Here is a 26,299-nt window from a genome sequence, read left to right on the forward strand (position 1 = left end):
AATGCATATTATAGTCAAAAAATACTCAAATTACGTTTTTTGAAAGCAGTCCATAACACACTTAAAAGTGTCTACAAAATCAGTGGCTATTCAGAGAATAGACTATTTTTGGAGATTGGATCTTACCAAACTAAATATTTTTAAGACCTTAATATTCAATATCCTTCTATAATCTTGCACAATATATTAGTAACTAGCGAATAATTATAAAGCGGTGTTATAGCTCCAAAATATTAAATAGGATTTTATTAATGACAACCCATTTATCTGTGCGGTTAACTTGGCATGACTCAGCTTGGAATGGCCGTATCTGCAAAAAACCATCGTGCAATGTATCTTGTGTGCAACAACAACATATTCGAGAATCAAGAAAACTCGATTTTGAAGAAGAATATGCAAATGTATTGTTTTCCGATCTAGATAAATTACCACCATGTTCCCGAGACGTGGGAGCTTATGGGGAATATGGTTATACGATCACACACAATGATCCACTTGAACACCGGCGTTTACCTAGTGGCTCTGAAGACCTAAGCAGTTTTACCTGCTGTCCTTCACCATATAGATGGATGAGGGAAGAAAACTTGCGAGATATCGTTGAGTCGGAGAGATTCAAACTACAACCAAATGATGATGGCAGAGAGGTAGGCTGGGTATATGAACCTGATCGTCAACGAAAACTGCTTAACCACTTTTGGAACAAGCTAGAACCCAAAAAATCTTTAGTATTTTACTATTTGAATCAATCTAATCCACTATCCGAAGAACACTCACGAATTCTTATTGGTATAGGTAGGATCAACAAAATCGGTCAGCAAGTTTACTTTGGACAAACAGATAGATTTACTGACGACTACCCTATTTGGTCTAGGGCAATAACTCAAGATTTTCCAAATCAAGGCGTACGTTTACCTTATCAAGAGTATCTTGATGCGGGCTTTGATGTTGCGACAATTCTATGTCCAGTCCCAAATTCTGCTGTAAAAGACTTTTCATATGTCGGGGAACATGTAAGCGACGATGTTGCATTAAGTGTTGTAGAACGCTTTATCCAATCAGTTCAACAGGTGAAATTAGAAAACAAAGTCGCTGGCGAGTGGGATAAACATTTGGCGTGGCTCAATGAAATCCTTACAGAATTATGGACTGGCCGAGGTGCTTTTCCTGGAATAGGTAGCGTATTACAGTACCTCGGATGCTCCCAAGGAGCTGCATATCAGCGTTTTGTACTTGCCCCGTTAATAAAAGAAGGCATTAATATCTGGCAACATCTAGTTGGAATTCTAGAAGATAATCGAGAACCCGAGGAGAGCCCATACAAAAGTGGATTGATAGCCGCACGTGCTCGATGGCTGAAACTGACATCACGACGAAAACTGCTAGAAACACTAGCAAGATTTGAATTAACAGCAAAACAAGTTGAGCGAATTGCAAATCCAGAGCTACGAACCATCAGCAGGATATTGCACACCGATGATGAACTGGTATCCAATCCCTATTTAATCTGTGAGCATGATATTGGTACATCGGATTCAGACCCAATCTGTTTAGATACAATTGATCATGGCATGCGACCAGAAGGATATGCTGCTTTATTTCCATCCAATGATGAAGTTTTACAAGATGATCCAAGAAGAGTAAGAGCTATAGCAGTAGATGTACTGAAGCAAGCCGCTGCGAATGGAGATAGCCTGCTATCAATGAGTGAACTGCTTGTGTGGATTAAAAAACGGTTCCCAGAGCACAGACAATGTAAGCCTGATACAGAGCTTCTTGAGTTTGATAAAGATTTTTACGATCTCGTGCTTGCTACCAGCTTTAATGAAAGCCAAGGCTGGGCTGCTCTAAAAACACTCCATGATAAAGAGAAAAGCATAGCAACCCTTATAAAGCGCAGAGTCAAACGAACAAATCAAGTAAATTGGGATAACGATCAATGGCAAAAATATTTATGTAAAAGCCCCAAAATTGGACAACCTACTAATGAACGAGAAAGACAAGCTATCTCTGAAAAACTAAACGCTCTAGAAATACTCTACACTCAACGAGTGAGTGTTCTGACTGGTGGTGCTGGAACTGGAAAGACTACCGTTTTGAAAGTATTTATTGATGGGTTGGAAAAACTGGATGGGAAACAGCCATTATTATTATTGGCTCCAACAGGAAAAGCTCGAGTTAGAATGTCTTCAGCTACTGGGCGTAGAATAGAAACAATTCATCAATTTCTTTTGAAGCAAGGCTGGTATGATCCTGAACTATTTTTTCTAAATCATGAAAGTAAAAAACAGCCCTATATTGCAAAAACGGTAGTCATTGATGAATGCTCAATGATTTCATCAGATATTTTTGCTACTTTACTGGATGCACTTGAGAAAGATCAAATAACTAGGCTTATTTTGGTTGGAGACCCAAATCAATTGCCCCCAATCGGTCCAGGAAGACCATTTGCAGACATAATTAAATGGCTGAAAAATAATGCACCTCAGTGCGTTGCCAAATTAAATACTTGCATGAGAACAATTTCGGACAATGAAGATAGCATCAGCACAGGATTGGAATTGGCGAATAGCTATTGCGCAGATAGTGATAATCCTAGTGATGACGAGTTGTTAAGCTTACTCGCTCAAGGTAAAAATCAAGGGGATGTACGAATTCATTTTTGGAAAGATGAAAATGATTTAATGCAAAAAATACAAGGTTGCTTTAAACAAGATTTGGGAATTGACATAAAGGATTACAAGTCTTTTTCCAATTCATTAGGATTTGACTCCAAACAGTGGAATGCAGTAGAAAAGTGGCAAATTCTTTCACCAACTAGACGCGACTCTCTAGGAACTGATGAACTCAATAGGTTAATACAGGCTCAGTTCAAAGGTGGGCTTTTATCAAATTGCAGAAATCCTTGGCAGAAAAAATATTCAAAACCTTTTGGTGATTCTGAAATTATCTGGTCAGATAAAGTTATTCAGATTCTTAATGAAAAACGAGAAGGCTGGCCCAGAGATAACAGTCTTAATTATATTGCAAATGGTGAAATCGGCTTGGTAGAGAAAACAGAAAAGGACTATTTACAGGTCATTTTCTCAACCCAAACAGAAACCTCTTATCGCTACTACAGAGGACAAGTCAATGGCCTTATTGAACTTGCCTACGCACTAACAGTCCACAAGGCACAAGGTAGTGATTTTGATACGGTTTATTTGATTATTCCTCAATCAGCAAATACTTTAACACGTGAATTGATTTATACAGGTTTAACACGATTTAGGAAAAATCTAGTACTATTAGTCCAAGGTGATATTCAACCATTACTGAGACTCCGACAAGCTGGTAATTCTGATGTAGAACGCCGCAATTCTTTCATTTTCGACCTAATGATGCGACCACAGGAATCTCAAAGATTATTCACCGAAAACCTAATTCACAGGGCTAAAAACGGTGAACCAATGCGATCAAAAAGTGAGGTTATTGTTGCGAATATTCTTCTAGATCTTGGCTTAAACCCAAGGTATGAGGAACCGCTCTATGCAAAGAGCAACGATTTAGACTTTCGCTTACCAGATTTCACAGTCAGCTTTGAAGGAGATACTTATTACTGGGAACATCTTGGTATGTTAACAATGCCATCCTATCGTGATGCATGGAACAGAAAGATACAGTGGTATAAAGATAATGGTTACTGGGAGCAAGTAATAACATCTGAAGATAGCCCAGATGGCGGAATTGATGCAGCATCTATCGTATCTACCGCTAAACTAAAGATACTGTTAGAAGATGATGATTAGATTTTAATACTAATCTCTACGTAATTAATTGTAATTGGAATAGTTAAGTCCAGTATGACTGCTCAATAAGAGTATATTAATTTAATTAAAAATAGAGCTATCAGGCTCTATTTTTAATTCATAATATTTTGGTTTTATAGGATTCCGTTTCATACCCCATCTTAAACGCTTCAATTTTATTAAATCTATTCTTATCATCAGACCTCACAGCAAATTTAGAATGAAGAACTAAAATGCCATCAAGGTCACTTTGCACGGGTGGACTCATATTAGAGAAAGATTCAGGTATTATTGCCAAAAAACCACCTATTGAAGTTGGTGGTTATAAGAAATTAATGGCATGAACGCACTCATCATGATTCTATACAGCGCTGGTTCAGAGATTTTCTCTTAGAAATCTGTTAAATATAATAGATTAACCATTCAGGTAGCATATGACAAAGAAGTTGATATCACTTGCTCTGTAGGTAAACTCCGTCTACCAATTGAAATAAAAGGTCAGTGGCATCGCTACCTTTGGACAGGAGTTGACCAACAACTTGATAAATTATATACCACTGATTGGAGAGCCGAAGGTAGAGGTATTTATTTAGTACTTTGGTTTGACAAGAGAACGGCTTTGTTGCACAAATCTATCGTTAAGGGCTTCTTCAGCAATATAATTTCTGAATGAAGAAACCTGCACCTAAAATTTATCGCACAACCAATTGGTCATCCTACAATCACGCTCTGATAAATCGAGGAAACCTCACCATTTGGTTTGATCCTACAACCCAATGGTATGCCAAATCAAAAGGCACACATGGTCGAAATCAAACTTATTCCGATGCAGCAATTCAATGCTGTCTCATGATTAAATCTCTTTTCCGTTTGTCGTTACGCATGGTCACAGGCTTTGTCCAAAGCCTGATTAAACTGTGTGGTCTAGATTGGACAGCTCCAGATTATTCCACCCTTTGCAAAAGACAAAAGCATATTGATATTCAAATTAGCTATCAAAAGAGTTGCAATGGACTGCATCTACTCGTCGATTCCACGGGCTTGAAGTTTTTAGGTGAGGGTGAATGGAAACTTAAAAAGCATCAGTCCGAATATCGTCGCCAATGGCGTAAACTCCATATTGGTATAGATGCTAAACCCCTACAAATACGGGCAGTTCAGCTCACGACCAACAATGTAAGTGATTCACAGGTACTTGGTGATTTACTTGATCAAATCCCGTTGGATGAGCAGATTGATTCAGTCTATACCGACGGGGCTTATGACACAAAACAATGCCGTCAGGTCATTGCAGATCGGCAAGCGTATGCAGTGATTCCACCCAGAAAAAATGCCAAGCCATGGAAAGATAAAAAGATGGGCTCGCTAGAGCGCAATGACTTGCTTAGAACAGTTAAGCGTTTAGGAAGAACTATTTGGAAGAAATGGTCAGGCTATCATCGGCGAAGTTTGGTTGAAACCAAGATGCATTGCATCAAATTATTAGGAGATAAACTCAGTGCAAGAAACTTTCAAAGCCAAGTCAATGAGATTCATGCACGTGTGGCAGTATTAAATAAATTTACGGAATTAGGTCAGCCACATACCCAAGTTGTCACTTAAATTTGGACAACCCGGGGAAAGTTTTGCTTTTAAATGTTTGTGCAACAAAGCCTATTGTTAATCCCAATTTTTCTAATAAAAAGTAAATATTATTTAACATAGTTTTTAATATTTATTAAAAATATTGATCAGTATACATACGATTCTGTCTGATCTCTTATGATGTTTTTAAATATGTCCTTATGAGTTTTTATAAACTTATAGATTATTTACCTAATATATAAGTCTTTATTGAGGGCTCTAATATTGATAGAGCTAAGCTGAGATCACTGAATACGATAGAATATAAAACCTTAAAAAATATAGCTAAATTGCCCAATTGTTCATACAAAGGTTTTAATTTCAAGCATGTATACTTAATCAACTTTATGCTTTTTATATGAATTTTAAAAAAAGTTTTGTTGAAACAGTTTTTTTATTTTTGACTTACAGATGGTCTTGCTATCGCGAGGCGACATGAATGTCACCATGTTGAGCGGGGGGATATGAGCAAAAACAAAGCACTGCTTTGTTTGCAGCGCAAGAAAGCGACTAAATAAAAATTAGTTAAGCAAAGTGAAGCACCACCTACACAAAACGATTTAGACTTTAGATGTAAGGTTTGGCAATGAAAGCATTCTCTCATTCAAAAATTAATTTAAAATATTGATTTTAAACTATAATTTTTCAAAAGATTAGCGATAGATTTAAATTAACGTGAGTTCGATGCAACCACATCTTTAACTTATTGAAAAACATTAAGTCTCGGCGGAGTCTTGCTGAGTTTTCACCCAATTTCAGGATCAGCCTGCGGCTCGCCATACTTTTGTTTTGGCATGAGGAGCGAAGCTCCGCAAGGGCAACCATCTTGCGCAGCGGTATCTCTGCTCACCGCAAAACTCGTCAACCACTAGCAACATATTTAATTAGTCGCAGAAACAATACCTTGTAGAAGTAGTCCTGCCTCAAACAGTTGCGGATGACGCTTCCAAGTATCATATTTCATCAAGAGTTTTTATCGAACTCAGGTTAAATTAAATTCACGATTAAAAAAGACATCCATAACCTATAAAAAAACCGAGTTGGTTATACAACTCGGTTTTAAATAAAAAATCATCAATTTATTTGACGCTAAAAGCATATTGCCTATTAAAGACCAGTTAGTAGCGCAATTGCAGCATATTCCATGACTTTTTCAGCAATGATCAATGCCAAGATAGCCAAAATAGGAGAAAGATCAATCATCCCCATATTCGGCATAATTCGACGGAACGGCGCCAATAATGGCTCAGCCAACTCTTGAATCACTTCAATATAAGGTGATCTTGATTGAGTAAACATCACCACCCAACTCAAAATAATCGTCGCAAAAATTAAATAACGACAAAAGCGAATCAAGTCCTGAATCATGGTCACAAAAGTGAGAATAATGAGGTGTACAGGACTATTTGGCATTGCACCTTGCAAATACATCATGCCAAAGATTTTGAGTAGATATAACACCACCACTAAAACCAAAGCAGCAGTATTGACACGCCCTTTCGCCATCGTCGGAAAAATTCGGCTAAATAGATCTACAATCTTGGTTGCTTTGACTGTCGACATCACCACAGGGTTGTATGGACTGACCATCGCCAATTGCATTAAAAAACGAAAGAATACGAGCAAAATCGCTACGTTAATAATAATGCCAAAAATTTGCGCAGAATTTGCACCCATACTTGAACGTTCCTAAAATCAAAAATTATTTAATACTGTCACTTAATTCTTGAGCCAATTCCTGACTACGCTTTTGCGCAGCAGCCAAAGCTGTTTGAATATTTTGAGAGATTTGAGCGCGATCAAATACTTCTAAAGCCGCTTGAGTTGTCCCATTAGGGGAAGTTACATTTTTACGTAAATCAGATGGAGCGCTTGAACTGGTAATTGCCATTTGTGCTGCGCCCAATGCGGTTTGCAAAGTCAATGCTGTTGCCACCTTTTCATCCAACCCCATATTTTTACCAGCACGTATCATACTTTCCATCATATAGAAGAAATATGCAGGACCTGAACCAGAAACTGCGGTTACAGCATCAATCTGTGCTTCTGAATTTACCCAAAGGGTTAAACCAGTTGCCGCAAGAACCTGCGTGGTCAATTCACGGTCTTTTGCACTTACTTCTGGATTGGCATAGATACCATGTGCACCAGTTTGAACCAATGCAGGAGTATTCGGCATTACACGGACAATTCGCTCACTGCCCGTCAAATCTGAAATCGTTTTAATTTCAGCACCTGCAACAATAGAGATCAGCAATTTATCATCAAGTAAACCTTTCAAGGGCTTAAGCACGCTCCCTAAAACTTGAGGTTTTACTGCAAATACAACAATATCTGCTTGTTTAATCGCTTCAATATTGTCTTCAGTGACATGGACATCTTTTTCTTGTAACAACAGTCGAATTTTTTCAAAGGGATCAGAAACTGTAATACGTGTAGCAGGTAAGCCACGACTCAATAAGCCACCAATTAGGGCTTGAGCCATATTCCCACCACCAATGAAAGTAATATTACAATTTAAAGCTGCACTCATGAATCACACTCGACCTTAGTTTTTATCTTAGAGATTAAATTTGGTTGCCAACCACCGATTTCACAGTATTCAGACTGTGCCAACCAAAAACCATTTGGTGTAAACACCCCAAGCATAACATTATCTACACTTAATATTTGAATTGTATGACGCATCCAAGGAAAAATATGTGCTTCTTGAATCGCCTTTTTTAAAGGCCAAGTACCTATTCTGCCATAAAGATGAATTTTTTCACCACCTAAACGTGGTTTCAATGTCAGCTTCTGATTAAATAATGCAAAAGACAGACCTATTTTAGAGCGTTCAATTTGAAATACACCAGATGTGAATTGTAGTTGCTGATGAAGTTGAAATTGATATGTTTGCTCGGGAACTTGCTGTTTCGATTGAGCTGCTAAATAGTGTTGCTGTTCAACGCGATATAAATGATTTTGGTAACGCAAGTAATAGAAATGATTCCAATGTAATGCTGCTTGTGAATCTGTTTTAGAGTCAATCACTTCATCCTGTAGGCGCTGCACCATTTCAAAAGCAGGTCGATAGGTGTCCTGCCCCTTCATCCATGTAGATAGAAGTTGGCGCTGTCTTGCCAATGACAATTGCTTGAGTTTTATTAAATCAAGCTTTTCTTCATTTCCACAGAAACTAAGATCTTGTTGTAGCACTTCATTGAGAATTTCATTGGCATCTTGCATCAAATAACTGGTGCGCGCCAATGCTTGTTGCATTTTGGGGTAACGGCTTTGCAAAATATGCCAAAGTTCATGTCTACACCACGCACGATCATACTGGGTATCTAGATTAGTCGGATCATTGACATAGGCAATCTGTAACTGTTGCACCCATTGGCAAATCTGCTCACGTGAGATATCCAACAAGGGTCGCCAAATGGTCAATTGTTCGCGCTGATCTTTTGATTTCATCGCAGATAATCCGGCAACACCTGCACCAGACAATAGGCGTAAAATCAGGGTTTCAGCTTGATCTTGTTGATGATGGGCTAGTACCAATACTTCGTCGGTTTTTATATGTTGAAGGTAAGCATCGTAACGGGCTTGACGCGCTTGATTTTCAAGATTGCCTTCTGCAACTTGAACATTTTGAATAATATAAGGAATCTGTAAGATGGTACATTGTTGAGCAACAAAATCAGCCCATTCATCACTGGCTGTTTGTAGCTGATGATTGACGTATATTGCACGAACGTGATGAGGGAAAAACTGCACCATCAAATGCAGCAATAACATGGAATCCATGCCACCACTACATCCGATGAGGAAATGCGTATTCTCAGCAAATTGAGCGTGTTGTTTTAAGAAGCGAGACCTAAATTGTCGCTGCCAAACTTCATTAAACGTTGATAACGTGCTTCGCATCGATCTTCCGCAGTCATAGGCTGTAATTCATCAAGCGCTTGTTTTAACACATCTTTGAGTTTTTCCATAACCTCAAATGGTTGCAAATGTGCTCCCTCGCCTTCATCGACAACATATTCAACTACACCTAACTCTTTGAGTTTGTCTGCCGTAAGTGCAAGTGCCTCACTGGCTTGTTCCGCTTTGTCCGCTGTTTTCCATAAAATAGAAGCGCAGCCTTCTGGTGAAATCACTGAATAAATACTATGAGAAAGCATAACCACACGATCTGCCACACCAATTCCCAAAGCCCCACCAGAACCGCCTTCACCTAAAACTGTTGCAATAACAGGAACTTTTAAGCTTGAAAGTTGAGCAAGACTGGTTGCAATCGCTTCTGCTTGACCACGTTCTTCAGCACCAATGCCTGGGTAAGCCCCCATCGTATCAATAAATGTGAATACTGGAAGATTAAAACGTTCTGCCATATCCAGCAAACGCTGTGACTTACGATAGCCTTCTGGGTTACACATCCCAAAGTTATGCTGTAATTTTTCACGGGTACTACGACCACGATGCTGACCAACGACCATGACAGGCTGACCATTAAAACGCGCCAATCCGCCAACCATTGCACCATCATCACCATAAAGACGATCGCCATGTAAGGTATCGAATTCAGTAAAAATTTCGCCTACATAATCCAAAAATTGCGGGCGTTCAGGATGACGTGCAATTTGAACCGTTTTCCAAGCTTTAGATTGAGCAGCTTTATTTTTCATAAGTCGAGTATTATCCCTAATTCACCGATGCCTCACACATCGGAAGTTCAGGATCAAGTGCTATTGAATGGTTTATACAATTCATTCAATCAACACAAGACCTTTAGTTAATCGATAAACTGTTCCGACTGAATATTCAATTCAATGTCCCAATGCTTAAATTGCACTTGCTCATCATGCAAATCTGCAACCAGTAAAGGCCATTGCTTGGCATCGCCAGAAACGCTGAGTTGCCATTGTTGCGCATTATCCACTGTCAATTCAATGGCAGGAAGCATCTCATCACTGCGACTGTGATTGAGTAAAACAGCGAGACGGAGGAGCAAACATAGGTGTAGCAGCTTGTTTCCACCTACTTTTAGCACATCAAGTTTGGCATCGGTACGTAATTTACGACGATGGTGAGCGACCAAATGTGACAAATGATTCTGATCAATTTGTGAGAAACCAGGAATGTCGGAATGCTGTAAGAGATAAGCACTGTGTTTTTGATAACCACTATGACTGATTGCCAAACCAATTTCATGTAAATAAGCTGCGCGACGCAATAGATCACTATCATCACTATTTAAATGTAAGGTATTTGCTACACCATTAAAGAGATGTTGTGCTGTTTCAACCACACGTTCAGCTTGTTTGGCATCTGCACCATAACGCCCCACCATCGCTTGCACACTACGGTCTCGAATATCTTCATGTTGAAAACGCCCAAGCAAGTCATACATGACGCCTTCTCGTAATGCACCATCAGAGTAAACCAGCTTATCGATATTCAGTACTTCAAAAACAGCATAGAGAATCGCAATACCCGCAGGTAAAACAGCACGACGATCTTCTTTTAATCCATCAAACTCCATATCGGAGATATGTTTAAATTTTAAAAGTTTGTCTTTTAATTTTTCTAAACCTTCTCGAGTTAAATTCTCTTGTTCATCACTCCATCCCATATTGACAGCAATTTGACGACACGCTTTGATTGTTCCACTCGAACCCACCACAGTGTCCCATCCAGCTGCCTTATATGTATTGGCAATAGAAGATAGTTCTTTACGTGCAGCAACAACTGCTTTTTCAAAAGCTTTACTGTTGATATCACCTTCAGGGAAATAGGCTTTTGTGAATGCCACACATCCCATTTGTAAAGATTCAGTATGAATTGGCTCAAATTCTTCACCAATAATTAATTCTGTAGAACCGCCACCAATATCAATCACCAGACGGCGCCCACTATTGACCATGGTATGAGAAACACCTAAATAAATTAAACGTGCTTCCTCTCGTCCTGCAATGATTTCAATCGGTTTAGGTAGAATTTCAGCTGCTTTTTGAATGAATTCATGCCCATTTTTTGCTTGACGCAAAGCGTTCGTCGCAACAATCCGTAAACGATTCGGTTGCACTGAACTCAATCTACCTACAAAACGTGCCAAACAGGCTAAACCACGTTGTTGCGCTGCTTCAGTTAAGTTTTTATTCTCGTCCAATCCAGCAGCAAGCTGAACTTTTTCTGACATCGAAGCAACTTTTTTAACTTCACCATGATCCACTCGAGCAATTGCTAAATGGAAGCTATTCGACCCCATATCGATGGCAGCAAGTAATTCTTCATCAATCAAAAAATCAGACATTATTTATACAAACTCATACTGAATTGTTGCTTAGATTAATTCACATGCACGCTTTTTAAAAGCCATTTATTTAGACAATTTGATGAGTCATTATTTTTTCAGCATATATGACAATTATGTGACAATTAGATTGAGTTTTCTAAGGAACCGATTGTAAATATCGTGAGCATCAATTGGACATTCTCACAAATAAGAATGAAAATTTAAACATTTCCCTACATTGTTAAAGATGTCTATGTAATACTTAGCTTCATAGATTGATTCATCTTTAAAATATTTTTGGAGCAAAATCCATGTCTGGCAATATCGTAAACACAACTGATGACAACTTCGCAGCAGACGTTCTTGAATCAGATATTCCTGTAATTGTAGATTTCTGGGCAGGTTGGTGTGCACCATGTAAAGCGATTGCACCTGTTCTTGAAGTACTTTCTTCAGAATTTGAAGGCAAAGTAAAGATTGTTAAAGTGGATGTGACTGCATGCGAAGCAACTGCAGTTAACTATAATATCCGTAACATTCCAGCATTATTGATGTTTAAAAATGGTGAAGTGGTTGCTCAACAAATCGGTGCAGTGCCGAAATCTAAACTGACTGCTTTCATCGAAGAAAATATTTAATTTGCTGAATTTATAGATTATTTGTATAAATCTGCAAAAATAAAAAATACGCTTGATTTTCTGGCGTATTTTTTTTCGACTATAATTTGACAAACTTGTTGATCTCACTTATATTTCATGCTCAAGGAACATAAGGATTCTCTGCCTGTTTCTTAAAGGACAACACATAAGATCGCCGTTCGGCAACAGAAATTGTTTTACATATTTCTCCTCGAAAGAACTACATAGACTCTGAGTTTGTTTTTGTGTCTATACAACATCAACTCACCTATTGCACTGTTGGCGACTTTTGCTTCTTTTCTCTTTATCTGTGTTCCACACATCCTTATTCAATCTGACCATTTATGAATTTAACTGAACTCAAGAAAAAACCGATTGGCGAACTCATTAAAATTGCTGAGTTTATGGGCCTTGAAGGAATGGCTCGTAACCGTAAGCAAGACATCATTTTTGCCATCCTAAAGCGCCATGCAATGAATGGTGAAGAAATCTTTGGTGATGGTGTTCTTGAAATTTTGTCTGATGGTTTCGGCTTTCTACGCTCGGCTGCAGGTTCTTATCTTGCAGGTCCTGATGACATTTATGTTAGCCCATCACAAATCCGTCGTTTCAACCTACGCACAGGTGATACGATTACGGGAACGATTCGCCCACCCAAAGAAGGTGAACGTTACTTTGCATTATTAAAAGTTAATCAAATTAACTATGACACACCTGAAAATTCACGTAATAAAATCTTATTCGAAAACCTAACCCCATTGTTTCCAACTGAGCAATTGGTAATGGAACTAGGAAATGGTTCAACGGAAGATTTAACTGCACGTGTTGTTGACTTGGTTGCTCCTATTGGTAAAGGTCAACGTTCAATTATTGTTGCACCGCCTAAAGCGGGTAAAACAATGTTGTTACAGAACATTGCTCAATCCATTGTCCGTAATAACCCTGAATGTTTCCTTATCGTTCTCTTAATTGATGAACGTCCAGAGGAAGTGACTGAAATGGAACGTACTGTTCGTGGCGAGGTTGTTGCATCAACATTTGATGAATCTCCAGCACGCCATGTACAAGTTGCCGAAATGGTGATTGAAAAAGCCAAACGTCTTGTTGAACATAAGAAAGATGTGGTGATTCTGCTAGATTCAATCACGCGTTTAGCACGTGCTTACAACACTGTTGTACCGTCATCAGGCAAAGTATTGACCGGTGGTGTAGATGCACATGCACTTGAACGCCCGAAACGTTTCTTTGGTGCTGCACGTAACATTGAAGAAGGCGGCTCACTGACAATCATTTCAACTGCATTGATTGAAACAGGCAGTAAAATGGATGAAGTGATCTACGAAGAATTCAAAGGTACGGGTAACCAAGAGATTACCTTGGATCGTCGTATTGCTGAAAAACGTGTCTTCCCTGCCATGAATATCAAGAAATCAGGTACTCGTCGTGAAGAACGCCTCATGAGTGAAGAAAACCTACGCAAAGTTTGGATTTTACGTAAGCTTCTCCACCCAATGGATGAGTTAGCGGCGATGGAATTCCTTTTAGATCGTATGAAAGAAACCAAAACCAATGATGATTTCTTCGATCAAATGAAGCGTAAAGCTGCCAACTGATTGGTATAAAAAGTCAAAAAAGGTCACTGATATAGTGACCTTTTTTTTGGTTGACAGAATTTACATAAATATACAATTGCTGATTTTTGGCGTAACAGCATTTTGCAAATAATTGAATATAAAAATCATTCTCGCATATTTTTTATATTTTTTAATAACTTAATTATCAATAATCCAATCTAAAAGTGCGAATTAATTGTAATTAACTGTTAAAAAAGCATCATTTTTTCATCAATTTGGTCAGTTTTTTTCATCTAGACAGTAGCAATTCAAAATGCGCAGTGATAGCATATTCGCATACCAGTTAGACTGCTCATGCAAAAAGCAAAAAACAGGCTAACTTGGGTTTTTTGTCTCAATTAATTTTATGAGAGTGATGCCATGTTATTCAAAAAAATCGCTATTGCTGCTGCAGTTGCTACTACTTTAGCTTTCGTTGGTTGTGCTAAAAAAACTGAAGAAGCTGCTGCTGATGCAAACGCTGCTGCTTCTCAAGCTGTAGAAGCTGCTTCTGAAGCTACTGCTGCTGTTGACGCTGCTGCTGCTTCTGCAACTGACGCTGCTGCTACTGCTGCTGCAGACGCTACTGCTGCTGCTTCTGACGCTACTGCTGCTGCTGCTGACGCTTCAGCTGCTGCTTCAGCTGCTCAATAATAATCGCTTAGATTATTATCAAAAAAAGAGAACCTTTGGTTCTCTTTTTTTTTGCTTTCAAATCAATGATTATCCTCAAATCTGCGAATTGATTCGAAAGACAGCCCTGATTTATCGAATAAATATATTCAGCCAATTTAGAACGCCCCGCTTCGATTCCATACTGTCAAGATGTTATATTGAAATACACTCAAGTAATGAATCCTATATCTCACTTTTAATCATTAAAAAAACGAACATTATTTTTATAATCAAAGTTTCAGACTATTCATACCAATAATTTGACAATCATTTATAGTCAATGAGCTTTATCATTTGATACAAAGGATTAAAAGATCTGCCAATTCATTTATTTTGGCTAGGATCATACTTTTAAATCATAGACCGTCTTTCCATCGTGAAGCCACATAGACGCCATATGTTGGCTAAAGATATATGAGCAAAAACCAAAATACTGCTTTGTTTGCGCAAGAATGCAGTTAAACAAGAAACGGGTTAAGTAATGAGCGTCTTCGCTTACGGAAAACGATTTAAACTTTAGCACTAAAGCCTGGCAGTGAAAGCTTTATATCATCAAACAATATATTGATCACATTGATTTTATTGATCTAAAAATTATATTTACTGTATGGTTTTTCATACAGATTAGCTAGGGTCTGTTGACAATTCATCTATACTTGCGACTATGTGTGTTTTTTAGGCGATTCTAGGCGCGAAATACGAAATTTAGTCATTCTAAATAAGTAGTTCGGAACGAAGAAGCGACAAAAAACACACTAGTCCCGAAGGGTTGTGGCTAAAATTATCTCAGCCTACGTTATGAAACTTGAAAATAGACTCACTATTCTCTTCGTTTCCTTGCGGAGTATACTCCTCATGCCTGCTCAATTTTAACCTACAACGCAAGCTATTTATCAAATGTCAACAGACCCTATAGTTTAATTTATTTTTAAGCTCTCGTATGCGTAAATAATAAAAAACCCCAAGCAAAATGGCTTGGGGTTTTTACAAAATCAAGTGGGTTGATTAACCTTCTTGTTCTGTGCCTACACGTTGTCTAAACTTCTGTCCTGCGCGGAACGTAACAACTCGACGTGCCGAAATTGGAATTTCTTCGCCAGTTTTTGGGTTTCGACCTGGACGTTGACGTTTGTCACGTAGTTCAAAATTACCAAAACCTGAAAGTTTAACTTGTTCGCCTGCAATTAATGCTTGGCTAATTTCGTCAAAGAACAACTCGACCATTTGTTTTGCTTCACGACGGTTTAAACTCGTAAGCTCACTTAAATGATCAGCCATTTCTGCTTTTGTTAATGCTGTCATGAGGCCCTCAATGTCGCTTGGTAAGTGCTTTCTAACACTTGAATGATATGATCCATACCGGATTTAATTTCAGCATCTTCAAGTGTACGTGATGGATGTTGCCATAACAATGCAAATGCCAAAGAGCGCTTACCTTGCTCAACACCTTGCCCTGTATACACATCGAATAACCATGTAGAGTCTAAAAGCTCCCCACCGGTTTTTTCAATAAGTTGCTGAATTTCACTGACATTAATCTTATCACTAATTACAAGCGCAATATCACGTCTAACCGACGGAAATCGTGATAATTCTGTAAAATTAGATACATAAGTTTGCAAAACAGCCGATTGATCAAGTTCGGCAACCCAAGTCGTGCTCAAATCCAGTGCATTTTCTAAAGATGGATGTAAACGTCCCAAATAACCAACCGATTTTCCATCTATTAAAATCTCTGTTGACTGACCTGGATGTAACCATTCACGCTCAGAACGCACATATTCAACTTGAACCCGTCCAGCAGCTAAAACTTCTTCAACCTCTCCTTTGAAGTCAAAGAAATCCATTGCTTGAGCTTTGCCATGCCATGATTCAGCATGTTTTGAGCCCACCGCAATCATTGCCAAAGTTGGAATCTGATTTAAGTCATCAATAGTTTGAGCATTTTGATAATCAAAACGTAAACCTAACTCAAAGAAACGCACACGGCTTTGTTGGCGGTTAATATTGTATTGAACACAAGGAATTAAGCTTGAAAGCAAAGTAGAACGCATTACAGCCAAATCACTTGAAATTGGATTTGCCAATGCCAATGGATTAACTTGAGAATTTAATTGCTTCTCAAGCTTTAAATCAGCAAAGCTAAAACTGATTGCTTCTTGATAGCCCAAAGTCACCAGTGTTTGACGTAATTGTGGCAATTCAAACTGATCTTGATGTTTAGCAAGTTTGACATCAATCACAGGCAAACTAATTTGGATATTGTCATAACCATGAATACGCGCAACTTCTTCAATTAAGTCTTGATAAATTGCCATATCATAGCGATGTGATGGCGGTACAACAGTCCACTCGCCCTCAGCTTTGACTGTTACAACACAACCTAAACGTTGAAGTGCATCAGTAATAAATGCTGATTCAACAGAATAACCAAGTAATTGATCAACTTGTGCTTGAGTTAACTCAATGGCTTCACGTTTAGGTAAAAGCGCGGTACGTTCAGCCACAGTGATTGGACCAAATTCTCCACCCGCCAAACTCTGAATCAATTGTGATGCTCGATGCATCGCGATCATTGGCAATTCAAAATCCACACCACGTTCATAGCGTTGAGAAGCATCAGTATGTAAGCCATAACGGCGCGCACGACCTGCAATATGCAATGGTGCAAAGAACGCAGACTCAAGAAAGATCTCTGTCGTTGCATCTGTTACAGAAGAAGATAATCCCCCCATAATCCCTGCAATAGCGAGCGCTTTAGCATCATCAGCAATGACCATAACATCTTCAGTCAATTCAATTTCTTGCTCATTTAATAAAACAAGTTTTTCATTTGCTGTTGCTTGGCGTACATGGACTGAACCTTGAACTTGACCACCATCAAAAGCATGTAAAGGCTGTCCTAGTTCCATCAATACATAGTTGGTAATATCCACCAAAATACTGTGTTGACGAATCCCTGAACGAGCCAAAGCCTGCTCCATCCATTCAGGGGTAGCTGCTTTGGTATTTACATTTTTTATAACACGACCTAAATAACGTGGACATCCATCAGTGCTGACATGGACTTGTTTTTGATCTGCAATGGTTGCAGCCACTTCTGTAATTTCAGGCGCTGTCACTGGAAGTTGATTAATTACACCAATTTCACGTGCTACACCACGAATACTAAAACAGTCTCCACGGTTCGGGGTAATACTGATATCAATGACATGGTCATCCAGATTTAAATATTCGCGGATGTTTACACCAACCGGTGCATCATCAGGAAGCTCTAAAAGCCCATCAATTTTATCTTCAAGATCAATTTCCGAAGCACCACATAGCATCCCTTGTGATTCAACGCCACGTAGCTTACCTTTCTTGATTTTAAAATCACCAGGAAGTACTGCACCAATTGTCGCAACCGGTGCTTTCATGCCAACACGTACATTCGGTGCACCACATACGATTTGTAGAGGTTCTCCTGAACCAATGTTTACAGTGGTTACACGTAAACGATCTGCATCAGGATGTTGAATGACCGTTAAAACTTCCCCCACCACAACACCAGTAAAGTGTTTAGCGGCTGGTACAAGCTCATCAACTTCAAGTCCCAACATCGTGAGTTGGTCAGATAAAGTATCACTATCAATTGCTGGGTTAACCCATGTGCGAAGCCAATTTTCGCTAATTTTCATTTCTAAAACCTATATTCAATATTTATGAATTCCTCTCTAACTCCCTTTGAAAATTGGGAGAACCCTTCGTCTTTTGTCTAGGACATTCCCTCTTTGTTTAGAAGAGGTTAGGGAGAGGTATAAATTTGTTAAGCAAATTGGCGTAAAAAACGCACATCGTTTTGATAGAACATACGCAAATCGTTAATGCCATAACGTAACATTGCAAAACGCTCTACCCCCAAACCAAAAGCAAAACCTTTATATTTTTCAGGATCAATACCCGCGGCTTGCAATACATTAGGATGTACCATTCCACACCCCAAAACTTCTAACCAGCGACCACGCTCATCCATAATATCCACTTCCGCACTTGGCTCAGTGAACGGGAAATATGAAGGACGGAAACGAACTTTTAAGTCTTTTTCAAAAAACTCGTTCAACAAGTTAATCAACAAGCCTTTTAATTCAGCAAAACTGGTGTTTTCAGCAACGTACAGACCTTCGATTTGATGAAACATAGGTGAATGCGTTTGGTCAGAGTCACAACGATAAACACGACCAGGACATACAATACGAATCGGAGGTTGATTGTTTTCCATAGTACGGACTTGCACACCTGAAGTATGCGTACGCAACAAATGATTGGCATCAAAATAAAAAGTATCATGCATTGCACGTGCAGGATGGTGCCCTGGAATATTGAGTGCTTCAAAGTTGTGATAGTCATCTTCAACTTCTGGACCTGTTGCAACAGTAAAGCCAGCTTTGGTAAAGAATTGGCAAATACGTTCCTGAACTTGAGTAACAGGATGAATACTGCCTACAACCTGTCCACGACCAGGCAAGGTAATATCAATGGTTTCACTTGCAAGCTTTTGTTCTAGCGCTGCTTTTTGTAATTCATCTTGGCGCTCAGTCAATGCTGTAGAGATGGCTTCACGCACAGCATGAATTGCTGCACCCTGAACTTTACGTTCTTCAGGGTCCATTTTACCCAGTGCCTTAGATTGTTCCGCAAGCTGGCTTTTTTTCCCTGTAAATTGCACTCGTACTTGATCGAGTGTTGCAAGGTCTTGAGCTGCTGCAATCGCAGCGAGCGCTTCAGTGGTCAGGGCTTCCAGTGACATAGTAACTCTCAAAGCAATATTTTAGAAAAATAATATAACTGCATATTCTAACAGTTTTTATGCAGTTGGATGAAGTTTCCTCCTGACGAAAAATACGATTAGTCACAACTAATTCTCGATAATTTGTATATTTCCCTGTGCGAATACTGTTGAAACGCTAGAACTCTGATTTATAAACGGTATAAAATAAATCCAATGTCGCTGAGATCTATAAAAAATGGCACTTGATCAAATCTGGAAACGTCAACTTGCACTCGTCACTTATGGCAATCAATATCTGACCCAAGAAATTAGTTTTTCTCGTTGGGTCAATCATGCCATTTTTAATCACCACGCTTTTGGCTTTCGAGATTTAACCACCCAACATCTTCTAGCACAACACTTTCAAATTTGGCTTGAAGGTCTAAAAAAGCAAGGGGTAAATCGCATCAGTTTACATAGCTCAAGTCTTTTGAATGATGAGCAGAACCCCAATGCCAATGTTGAGTTATTGGCGATTCCTCATTTTATTGTCAGTCACGAATCTCAAAAGAAAACTGCTTGGATTTTTGGTAAAGAATTACCGGAATGGTATAGCGCTGACAATGACTATGAGGCACCAGAACAACAACGTCCAAATATTCGAACAGAAATATTTTGGCGTTATGATCTTAATGCGAAACTCATTAAGCGTATTGAACAAGATCTTGTGACCCCAAATTGGGATGATATTCAGGTTTATACAGACAATGAATTATTTGATAGCCAATATGCCAAAGGTTTTCCTGAACCAATCAACAAAGACTTACCTTATTATGGCTTAAATAGTAGTGAATATATCTCGGATAATAGTAGTCTTAAACTTGCCCTTATTCCTAGCGATGATCAAGCAGATTATGCCAATGAAACCCTGTATCGTTTCGATGCGCTCGAAGAATTTATTTCGGCAAAAATAACCCCCCCCTATGATGAGAGTGAACAAAGTCTGAGCCCAGAACAACAAATGAATTTGCGTCACTTCTTGCAGAAGATTGAGGATTTAAAAGCAAAATTTATTGTCAAAGTTGCCAATCACTATCAATCTGCGCGTTTAACCCCGAAAGCTATTGCATCTCCATTTGACAATATTGAGGATATAAAGACAGACAAACGCCAATCGTTTAGTTCTCATCCATCCCATACACAGCATGAGCACAAACCAGCAAAGACAGGCGTTTTTGCTTTAATTATCGTGACTATTCTTATCTGTCTGGCTACTTATTATTTTGGACTATAAGGCTTAATATCCAGATAAAATCTGTACTCATGAGAAAGTAACCCTAAAGTTGCTTTCTCACATCCATCAATGCGAACCCTAATAAATTTAAACCTTTCCATTTCAGTGGGTTCATCGCATCTGCATGATCAGCAGCTAGTCCAATCCCCCAAATCTGATCTACAGGTGAAGCCTCAACAATGATTTGCTCAGAGGTACTCAACAAAAATTGTTGGAGATGGTTATTTTGGGAAAACTTTGCCAGATTTCCTTGAACCACAATCTCGTAACGATGCGCAATCCAAATTTCATATTGATAATTTTTGACCTGACGACCTAATGCTTTTATTTTCTTTGGATCATCAGTATGAAGAATTTGCTGAAAAATATTTTCATCTTTAAATAGTTTAGCTTTCTGCGCCATCATGTATTGTTCGGTATTTTGATAATCCACACCATCAATTTCAAATTTTGCAGGATACCATTGGCTTAAACAGCTCTTGTCTATCTTTTCTGGGGTCTTTTGACGATGCCCCCAAAAACACAAATAACTATATTTTTGTCCACGCTTTATATGTTCTTGTAAAGTTGTTAATAACTGAGAATCACTCATTTTATTTTCCTGTCTGTCTTTCACTTCTATTTTTAACTGATATCACGCAATCATCATAATCGCTATAAATCACTCATCCAACGTCTGTTCCAATATATCGCTTTAATAACCAGCAGTTATGGTATTTGATGCATCTCAATAAAAAATACAGAACATTTCCAAATCAAAAAATCACAAAAATTATTTAAAATCATTCATCATCAAGCCCGTTAGGATAATTAATAAAATTTAGCCAAGCATAAAGGACTTAGAGCGAGCGTAAAAATTGATCGCAATCTTTTCGAGATTTCAGATGTATAAACTGAATATGTGAATATTGAGGATCATTCATCATTGTAATATATTGCTGGCGATTTTTTTGATGAGTTTTGATCATCCACCAAATAATTGAGTCAGCACTGAACATTTTGCCAAAACTTTCCCGATTATTCGAATGTTGCCATAACTTCTTGTTAAAAACTGCCCGAGATATGGCACGTTTTATAGATTGGTAAAGATTGATATGAAAAGGAAAATCTAACCATATAACAGTATCAATGGTCTGCCATTTAACATGTGTTGTTCGCGTATAATTTCCATCGATTACAAAACCATGCTTTGCCGATTCAATTGCCTGTTGAATTTTTAAGAAAAAAGCATGGTCTGAAGTTTCCTCCCAATCATCTAACCAAAACAAATCGTCTAGTTCGATATAATGAAGTTGTAATTTATCAGCAAGCTTTTTTGAAAAAGTTGTTTTACCAACAGCAGAGGTGCCCACCACATTAATTTTATTCATTGGAATTCACTTCTTAAATAAAAAAGTAGCCTGACAGCTACTTTTTATCACCAAGATTTTAAAAATTTTTCTGAGCTGAATGATCAACTTTTAGAAAAGTGGACGAATCGTCAAAATCACTTTATGTTCATTGGCATGCTGATTGATATAGTGTTCTACAGCAGTTACTTCACCTTTTACCTCAGCATCTGCACCATACATCACTTTTAAAGTTTCACCAATTCTTGGCAATAATTGTAATTCGACTTCAATAGCACCTTGCTGTAAACCCGCAATTTCTACACGCATAAATACTCCAGAATATTTTCACTTTTATCATTCTACTCTATGCGAGCTATTTTAAAATCGATAATAGTTTCACGTTGAAATTATGTAATAACGGTACATTTCAACTGCAAATATTCAAATTTATCATTCAGAAGGCTTATGTCTAGCTGGTTCATCAATCAATTCATCCTCATAATCCAAATCATCTTCATCCACATTGATATAGTCCGGTGGTGGCGTAATATCGAATCGAACAGCGTTAATGTTTTGGTGGTTGAGTAATTTTGCCTTGGCAACTCGATGCATTCCATCCATGACTCTTCCATCTGCTGACAGAATAATAGGATAAGCCAAATCAGCCTCTTGGATCAGTTGGAAATGTTCAATTATTTGCTGTGTTGTTGGATGTTTATCTGGAAACCAATACGCTTCGTTCAGTTCCTGTATCTCGGATAATAAAACCTCATGAATGGGTAAATCTCGGCTTAATCCAACCAAACAGTGTACATCCCAAATATATGTGTCTGTACCCACAAGACGGAAATGGTATTGCCTACGCATAGATGCTCCGTAACCTTCTGATTAAAAATTAATGTTACATTGATAGCTCAACAATAAACCTAAGCTTATTCGTTTGCCATGCAAAATAACTATTGGCAATTTAATTTCGTCTTACAACATAATGCCCAACTTTACTTGAATCAACCAAGGAGTGAATACTACCGCCAGCATCCATGATGTTCAGCGACTAATCGCTTATTTCTGGTCCATGATTTGGAAACTCGTGAAGACCAATCAAGTTTTATTGTCACCTCTATATTCTACTTGATCTTATTTTGTGCTATCACAATTGGGCTTTTATACGGTGCGTTTTGACTAGTAACACATTATGAAATTGCCAGATTTGTTGTATTCACCCTTATTATTATTTTCCTCTCCATCTGGTCAAATAAGTAAGAAAAATTGCATAAGGAAGTATCATGAACTTCAATTTAATTTATAGACAAATGGCTTTGGTGATTTATGGCAACCAATTTCTCAATGATCATCTTCAAGATGATTTAAACAAAATGCCTCATTTTCAAATTTTACATCCAATTCTTAGAGATTTTCATTGTGGTCAACTTTTGGCGGGTTCATTACAACTCATTCTTTATCATTTAAAGCACAAAGGCGCGTATAAATTAAGTTTGATCCACGCGCCCCGATTAGCATCGACAATACAAGAATCCCCTATTTTTTATCTGTCTGATCACTTTTATAACTATATGATTTTAATTCAGTACCGGTATGATCACCCACAAATTTTAATCGGTTGTGAGGAAAAAGAGCTATGGTATCTACACCACCAGAACAATAATACTGATTTGTATTTTAACAATGTCAATGCGCTCACAGACAGAATCGCAACCTATACACTGTTCGACTTAAATGAAAGTTTTATTGAGAATTTGGGAGAATTAAAAGCCATAGACTGGAAACATTTTTCGCAATCTTATTTTGACTGCGTTTATATCAATGAAGTCGCTTTTACATTGGGATCTTCAAATCAGATCGAACACCTTGCAAATATTCAATTTAAGGACCATCAAAATTACAATACACATTTTGATCTTTTCCCAAAGGACTTCACAAGCAATTATGCAGCAAGCTTATTAACTCATGCTGAAAATCTTTATAAAAATTATCTACTAGAAAGTGAAACGAGAAATGATCAAGCCTGGTGTAATCAAGCAACTCGTCATGAACTACAGTTATTTGATCAAGCCGTACAAGCCTTAAATAATTTTTATCCATCTCTTATTGTCAATGCGGCAAATCACTACTCAAACGCCAATATTCAAGCATAAAAAAGACCGCTACAAAGCGGTCTTTTTTCAATCATCAAAGATGATTAAGCAGCTAATGCACCTTTAGCTTTTTCAGCTAAAGCAGCAAATGCAACTGAGTCATGCATAGCAATGTCAGCAAGTACGCGACGGTCGATGATCACTTGAGCTTTTTTCAAGCCATCGATCATACGGCTGTACGACAAACCATTTTGACGAGCACCAGCATTGATACGCGCAATCCATAAAGCACGGAATTGGCGTTTCTTTTGACGACGGTCACGGTAAGCGTATTGACCTGCTTTAATTACTGCTTGGAACGCTACACGATAAACACGTGAACGCGCGCCATAGTAACCTTTAGCACGAGCAAGAATTTTTTTATGACGGCGATGAGCCTGTACACCACGTTTTACACGAGCCATTTATAATCTCCTTAGATGTATGGGCACATACGACGAACTGAATTCATGTCACTTACGTGAACCATGACACAACCGCGCAATTGACGAATACGTTTAGCAGATTTTTTGGTCAAAATGTGGCGTTTGAACGCTTGTTTACGCTTGAAACCGTTAGCAGTCGCTTTGAAACGCTTAGCTGCACCACGGCGAGTTTTTAACTTAGCCATAACAACCTCTTTAAACACCTGTTCGGTACGTTCGCACCATTGCGAATACGACCTGCAGGTAAGGGAGGCAATATTCTAAATCATCTCTGTACAAAACAAAAGCAAAACCTTGCACTATTTATCAGTTATTCAGTGTAATTTCCGATGAAAATTCCATCATTTTTCATAAGGAAAATCTGCATTTAATCTTTATAATCGTCACATCATGATAAAACTGGACAGTTATGACCCCTGCACAGGATGCTTTTGCTGCGCTTCGCTATCGAGATTTCTCCATCGTCACGATCAATCAATTTTGCTTAACACTGGCAATTTTGATCCAAGAAATTATTGTCGCCTATTCACTGTATCAAATTACCAAAGATCCACTTACACTCGGTTTGATTGGATTGGCTGAGGCGATTCCTTTTATCGCATTGTCCCTATGGGGTGGTTATTTTGCCGATAAGCTGAATAAACAAAGTATTATGAAAGTATGTTTATTCTTTTCTTTCCCTTTACCCTTAGTGCTTTGGTACTTATTTCACAGTTACGATCATGGACAGATTGGTGTCACCACCCTGTCTTGGGGCATTTATGCTGTGATCTTTGCTTTGGGTACTATTCGTGGTTTCTATAATCCATCTGCAACATCATTAAAACCATTTTTAATTCCCCGTGAACTCTATGCAAATGGTGCAACTTGGACCACGATCGGATGGCAAAGTGGTGTCATTATTGGTCCCATGCTGGGCGGTTTTATGCTTGCTGGAATTGGGCGGGAAAATAGCTTACTTTCTGTATCCATGCTTTTATTTATCTGCTTTTGCTTAATCACACTGTTAAAAAAGCGTACTTTCCCGACCATGGAACAAGACAATCTTTGGGACAGTTTAAGCGAAGGTTTTCGATTTATCTGGAAAACTAAGATTGTACTTTGGGCGATCTCGCTGGATTTGGTTTCAGTGTTGTTTGGTGGTGTCATCGCCTTACTTCCTATCTTTGCTGAAGATATTCTGAAAGTAGGTCCTGAAGGTTTAGGATATCTACGTGCAGCGCCATCGATCGGCGCGCTCATCACGATGATTGCACTCACTAAGTTCCCACCAACACATCACGCTTGGCGAAATATGCTGATTGCGGTTGCTGGTTTCGGAATCTTTACCATCATTTTTGCATGTTCAAACAATCTATGGCTTTCCTTGTTTGCCTTAGGCATGACTGGCGCATGTGACAGTATTTCCGTGGTGGTGCGCCAAACTATTTTACAAGTTTACCCTCCTGAAAATATGCGTGGTCGAGTTGCAGCTGTGAATGGGATGTTCGTTTCATCGAGTAATGAACTGGGTGCTTTTGAATCAGGGCTTGCCGCCAAGTACTTAGGAACGATCACAGCAACGATATTTGGCGGATGCATGACCATGGCAGTCGTTGCAATCAGCTGGATTAAAACCGCTGATTTGTTTTCAGTCGATATTACCAAAGGGCAAAAATAGCGATTGTTGACATAAATAATCGTAAAAAATGCACCTTAGGGTGCATTTTCTATTGCGAGATGAGCAAAT

General features: G+C 38.5%; 22 protein-coding genes and 1 pseudogene. 9 read left to right on the forward strand and 14 right to left on the reverse strand.

The window, feature by feature from the left end:
* Positions 1–251: 251 nt before the first annotated feature.
* The 3 genes and pseudogenes from F938_RS08415 to F938_RS08420 all read left to right on the forward strand — a co-directional run bounded on the left by F938_RS08415 (position 252) and on the right by F938_RS08420 (position 5,387).
* Entirely contained in the window at positions 252–3,785 is a 3,534-nt protein-coding gene (locus F938_RS08415) for an AAA family ATPase (protein ID WP_005030891.1), read from the forward strand.
* Between the two features lie 427 nt (positions 3,786–4,212).
* Positions 4,213–4,401 (forward strand): annotated as a pseudogene (locus tag F938_RS24995) (hypothetical protein); the annotation flags it as partial.
* Positions 4,402–4,454: 53 nt separating this feature from the next.
* Positions 4,455–5,387 (forward strand): IS5 family transposase, encoded by a 933-nt coding sequence (locus F938_RS08420; protein ID WP_005030892.1) that lies wholly within the window; start codon positions 4,455–4,457, stop codon positions 5,385–5,387.
* Between the two features lie 1,128 nt (positions 5,388–6,515).
* Here F938_RS08420 and F938_RS08425 read toward each other — a convergent pair.
* From F938_RS08425 to ppx, 5 genes are all read right to left on the reverse strand, one after another.
* Entirely contained in the window at positions 6,516–7,085 is a 570-nt protein-coding gene (locus F938_RS08425) for a YggT family protein (RefSeq protein WP_004827896.1), read from the reverse strand.
* Positions 7,086–7,110: 25 nt separating this feature from the next.
* Positions 7,111–7,941 carry a pyrroline-5-carboxylate reductase gene (gene proC / locus F938_RS08430; protein ID WP_005030894.1) on the reverse strand — a complete coding sequence of 277 codons (831 nt, stop codon included), beginning with the start codon at positions 7,939–7,941 and terminating at the stop codon, positions 7,111–7,113.
* Complete coding sequence (gene tilS / locus F938_RS08435; RefSeq protein ID WP_080740828.1) at positions 7,938–9,317, reverse strand: tRNA lysidine(34) synthetase TilS; 1,380 nt, start codon at positions 9,315–9,317, stop codon at positions 7,938–7,940. Before tilS ends, proC begins: the two co-directional genes overlap by 4 nt.
* On the reverse strand, positions 9,254–10,078 hold the full coding sequence (locus F938_RS08440) for an acetyl-CoA carboxylase carboxyltransferase subunit alpha (RefSeq protein WP_004827891.1): 825 nt from the start codon (positions 10,076–10,078) through the stop codon (positions 9,254–9,256). Before F938_RS08440 ends, tilS begins: the two co-directional genes overlap by 64 nt.
* Before the next feature lie 107 nt (positions 10,079–10,185).
* The gene (gene ppx / locus F938_RS08445; protein ID WP_005030896.1) at positions 10,186–11,706 is read right to left on the reverse strand and encodes an exopolyphosphatase; all 1,521 of its coding nucleotides are present in this window, start codon (positions 11,704–11,706) and stop codon (positions 10,186–10,188) included.
* Positions 11,707–11,999: 293 nt separating this feature from the next.
* On the opposite strand from ppx, the gene trxA reads away from it, so the two are divergent.
* From trxA to F938_RS08460, 3 genes are all read left to right on the forward strand, one after another.
* Entirely contained in the window at positions 12,000–12,326 is a 327-nt protein-coding gene (trxA, locus tag F938_RS08450) for a thioredoxin (RefSeq protein ID WP_005030897.1), read from the forward strand.
* A 344-nt stretch (positions 12,327–12,670) separates the two neighbouring features.
* Positions 12,671–13,939, forward strand: coding sequence for a transcription termination factor Rho (gene rho, locus F938_RS08455; protein WP_004827884.1), 1,269 nt, complete (start codon positions 12,671–12,673; stop codon positions 13,937–13,939).
* A gap of 381 nt (positions 13,940–14,320) precedes the next feature.
* Entirely contained in the window at positions 14,321–14,593 is a 273-nt protein-coding gene (locus F938_RS08460) for a hypothetical protein (RefSeq protein WP_005030898.1), read from the forward strand.
* Positions 14,594–15,619: 1,026 nt separating this feature from the next.
* Here F938_RS08460 and F938_RS08465 read toward each other — a convergent pair.
* The 3 genes from F938_RS08465 to pheS form a co-directional block, all read right to left on the reverse strand.
* A complete protein-coding gene (locus tag F938_RS08465) occupies positions 15,620–15,916 on the reverse strand; it encodes an integration host factor subunit alpha (RefSeq protein ID WP_004827881.1) in 297 nt (98 codons plus the stop codon).
* On the reverse strand, positions 15,913–18,294 hold the full coding sequence (gene pheT, locus F938_RS08470) for a phenylalanine--tRNA ligase subunit beta (RefSeq protein ID WP_005030899.1): 2,382 nt from the start codon (positions 18,292–18,294) through the stop codon (positions 15,913–15,915). The genes F938_RS08465 and pheT overlap by 4 nt, the downstream gene beginning before the upstream one ends.
* Positions 18,295–18,422: 128 nt before the next feature.
* Entirely contained in the window at positions 18,423–19,403 is a 981-nt protein-coding gene (gene pheS, locus F938_RS08475) for a phenylalanine--tRNA ligase subunit alpha (protein ID WP_004827876.1), read from the reverse strand.
* 217 nt (positions 19,404–19,620) lie between these two features.
* Between pheS and F938_RS08480 the strand changes: the two genes are divergently transcribed.
* Positions 19,621–20,658 (forward strand): hypothetical protein, encoded by a 1,038-nt coding sequence (locus tag F938_RS08480; protein ID WP_005030901.1) that lies wholly within the window; start codon positions 19,621–19,623, stop codon positions 20,656–20,658.
* 43 nt (positions 20,659–20,701) lie between these two features.
* Here the strand turns inward: F938_RS08480 and F938_RS08485 are convergent, their stop codons facing one another.
* The 4 genes from F938_RS08485 to F938_RS08500 all read right to left on the reverse strand — a co-directional run bounded on the left by F938_RS08485 (position 20,702) and on the right by F938_RS08500 (position 22,856).
* Complete coding sequence (locus F938_RS08485) at positions 20,702–21,250, reverse strand: NADAR family protein (protein ID WP_005030903.1); 549 nt, start codon at positions 21,248–21,250, stop codon at positions 20,702–20,704.
* A 247-nt stretch (positions 21,251–21,497) separates the two neighbouring features.
* Positions 21,498–22,028: a P-loop NTPase family protein gene (locus F938_RS08490; RefSeq protein ID WP_005030904.1), complete on the reverse strand. Its 531-nt coding sequence runs from the start codon at positions 22,026–22,028 to the stop codon at positions 21,498–21,500.
* Positions 22,029–22,118: 90 nt separating this feature from the next.
* Entirely contained in the window at positions 22,119–22,316 is a 198-nt protein-coding gene (locus F938_RS08495) for a hypothetical protein (RefSeq protein ID WP_004827866.1), read from the reverse strand.
* Between the two features lie 123 nt (positions 22,317–22,439).
* Positions 22,440–22,856, reverse strand: a complete 417-nt coding sequence (locus F938_RS08500; protein ID WP_005030906.1) for a hypothetical protein — start codon at positions 22,854–22,856, stop codon at positions 22,440–22,442.
* A gap of 419 nt (positions 22,857–23,275) precedes the next feature.
* Between F938_RS08500 and F938_RS08505 the strand changes: the two genes are divergently transcribed.
* Complete coding sequence (locus F938_RS08505) at positions 23,276–24,145, forward strand: hypothetical protein (protein WP_005030908.1); 870 nt, start codon at positions 23,276–23,278, stop codon at positions 24,143–24,145.
* A gap of 44 nt (positions 24,146–24,189) precedes the next feature.
* Here the strand turns inward: F938_RS08505 and rplT are convergent, their stop codons facing one another.
* Together rplT and rpmI are read right to left on the reverse strand one after the other, a co-directional pair.
* Positions 24,190–24,549 (reverse strand): 50S ribosomal protein L20, encoded by a 360-nt coding sequence (gene rplT / locus F938_RS08510; RefSeq protein ID WP_004723060.1) that lies wholly within the window; start codon positions 24,547–24,549, stop codon positions 24,190–24,192.
* 11 nt (positions 24,550–24,560) lie between these two features.
* A complete protein-coding gene (rpmI, locus tag F938_RS08515; RefSeq protein ID WP_002054552.1) occupies positions 24,561–24,755 on the reverse strand; it encodes a 50S ribosomal protein L35 in 195 nt (64 codons plus the stop codon).
* Between the two features lie 224 nt (positions 24,756–24,979).
* Between rpmI and F938_RS08520 the strand changes: the two genes are divergently transcribed.
* Positions 24,980–26,230, forward strand: a complete 1,251-nt coding sequence (locus F938_RS08520) for an MFS transporter (protein ID WP_004827860.1) — start codon at positions 24,980–24,982, stop codon at positions 26,228–26,230.
* Positions 26,231–26,299: the final 69 nt, after the last annotated feature.

The sequence above is a fragment of the Acinetobacter bereziniae LMG 1003 = CIP 70.12 genome (assembly GCF_000368925.1).
Taxonomy (GTDB): Bacteria; Pseudomonadota; Gammaproteobacteria; order Pseudomonadales; family Moraxellaceae; genus Acinetobacter; species Acinetobacter bereziniae.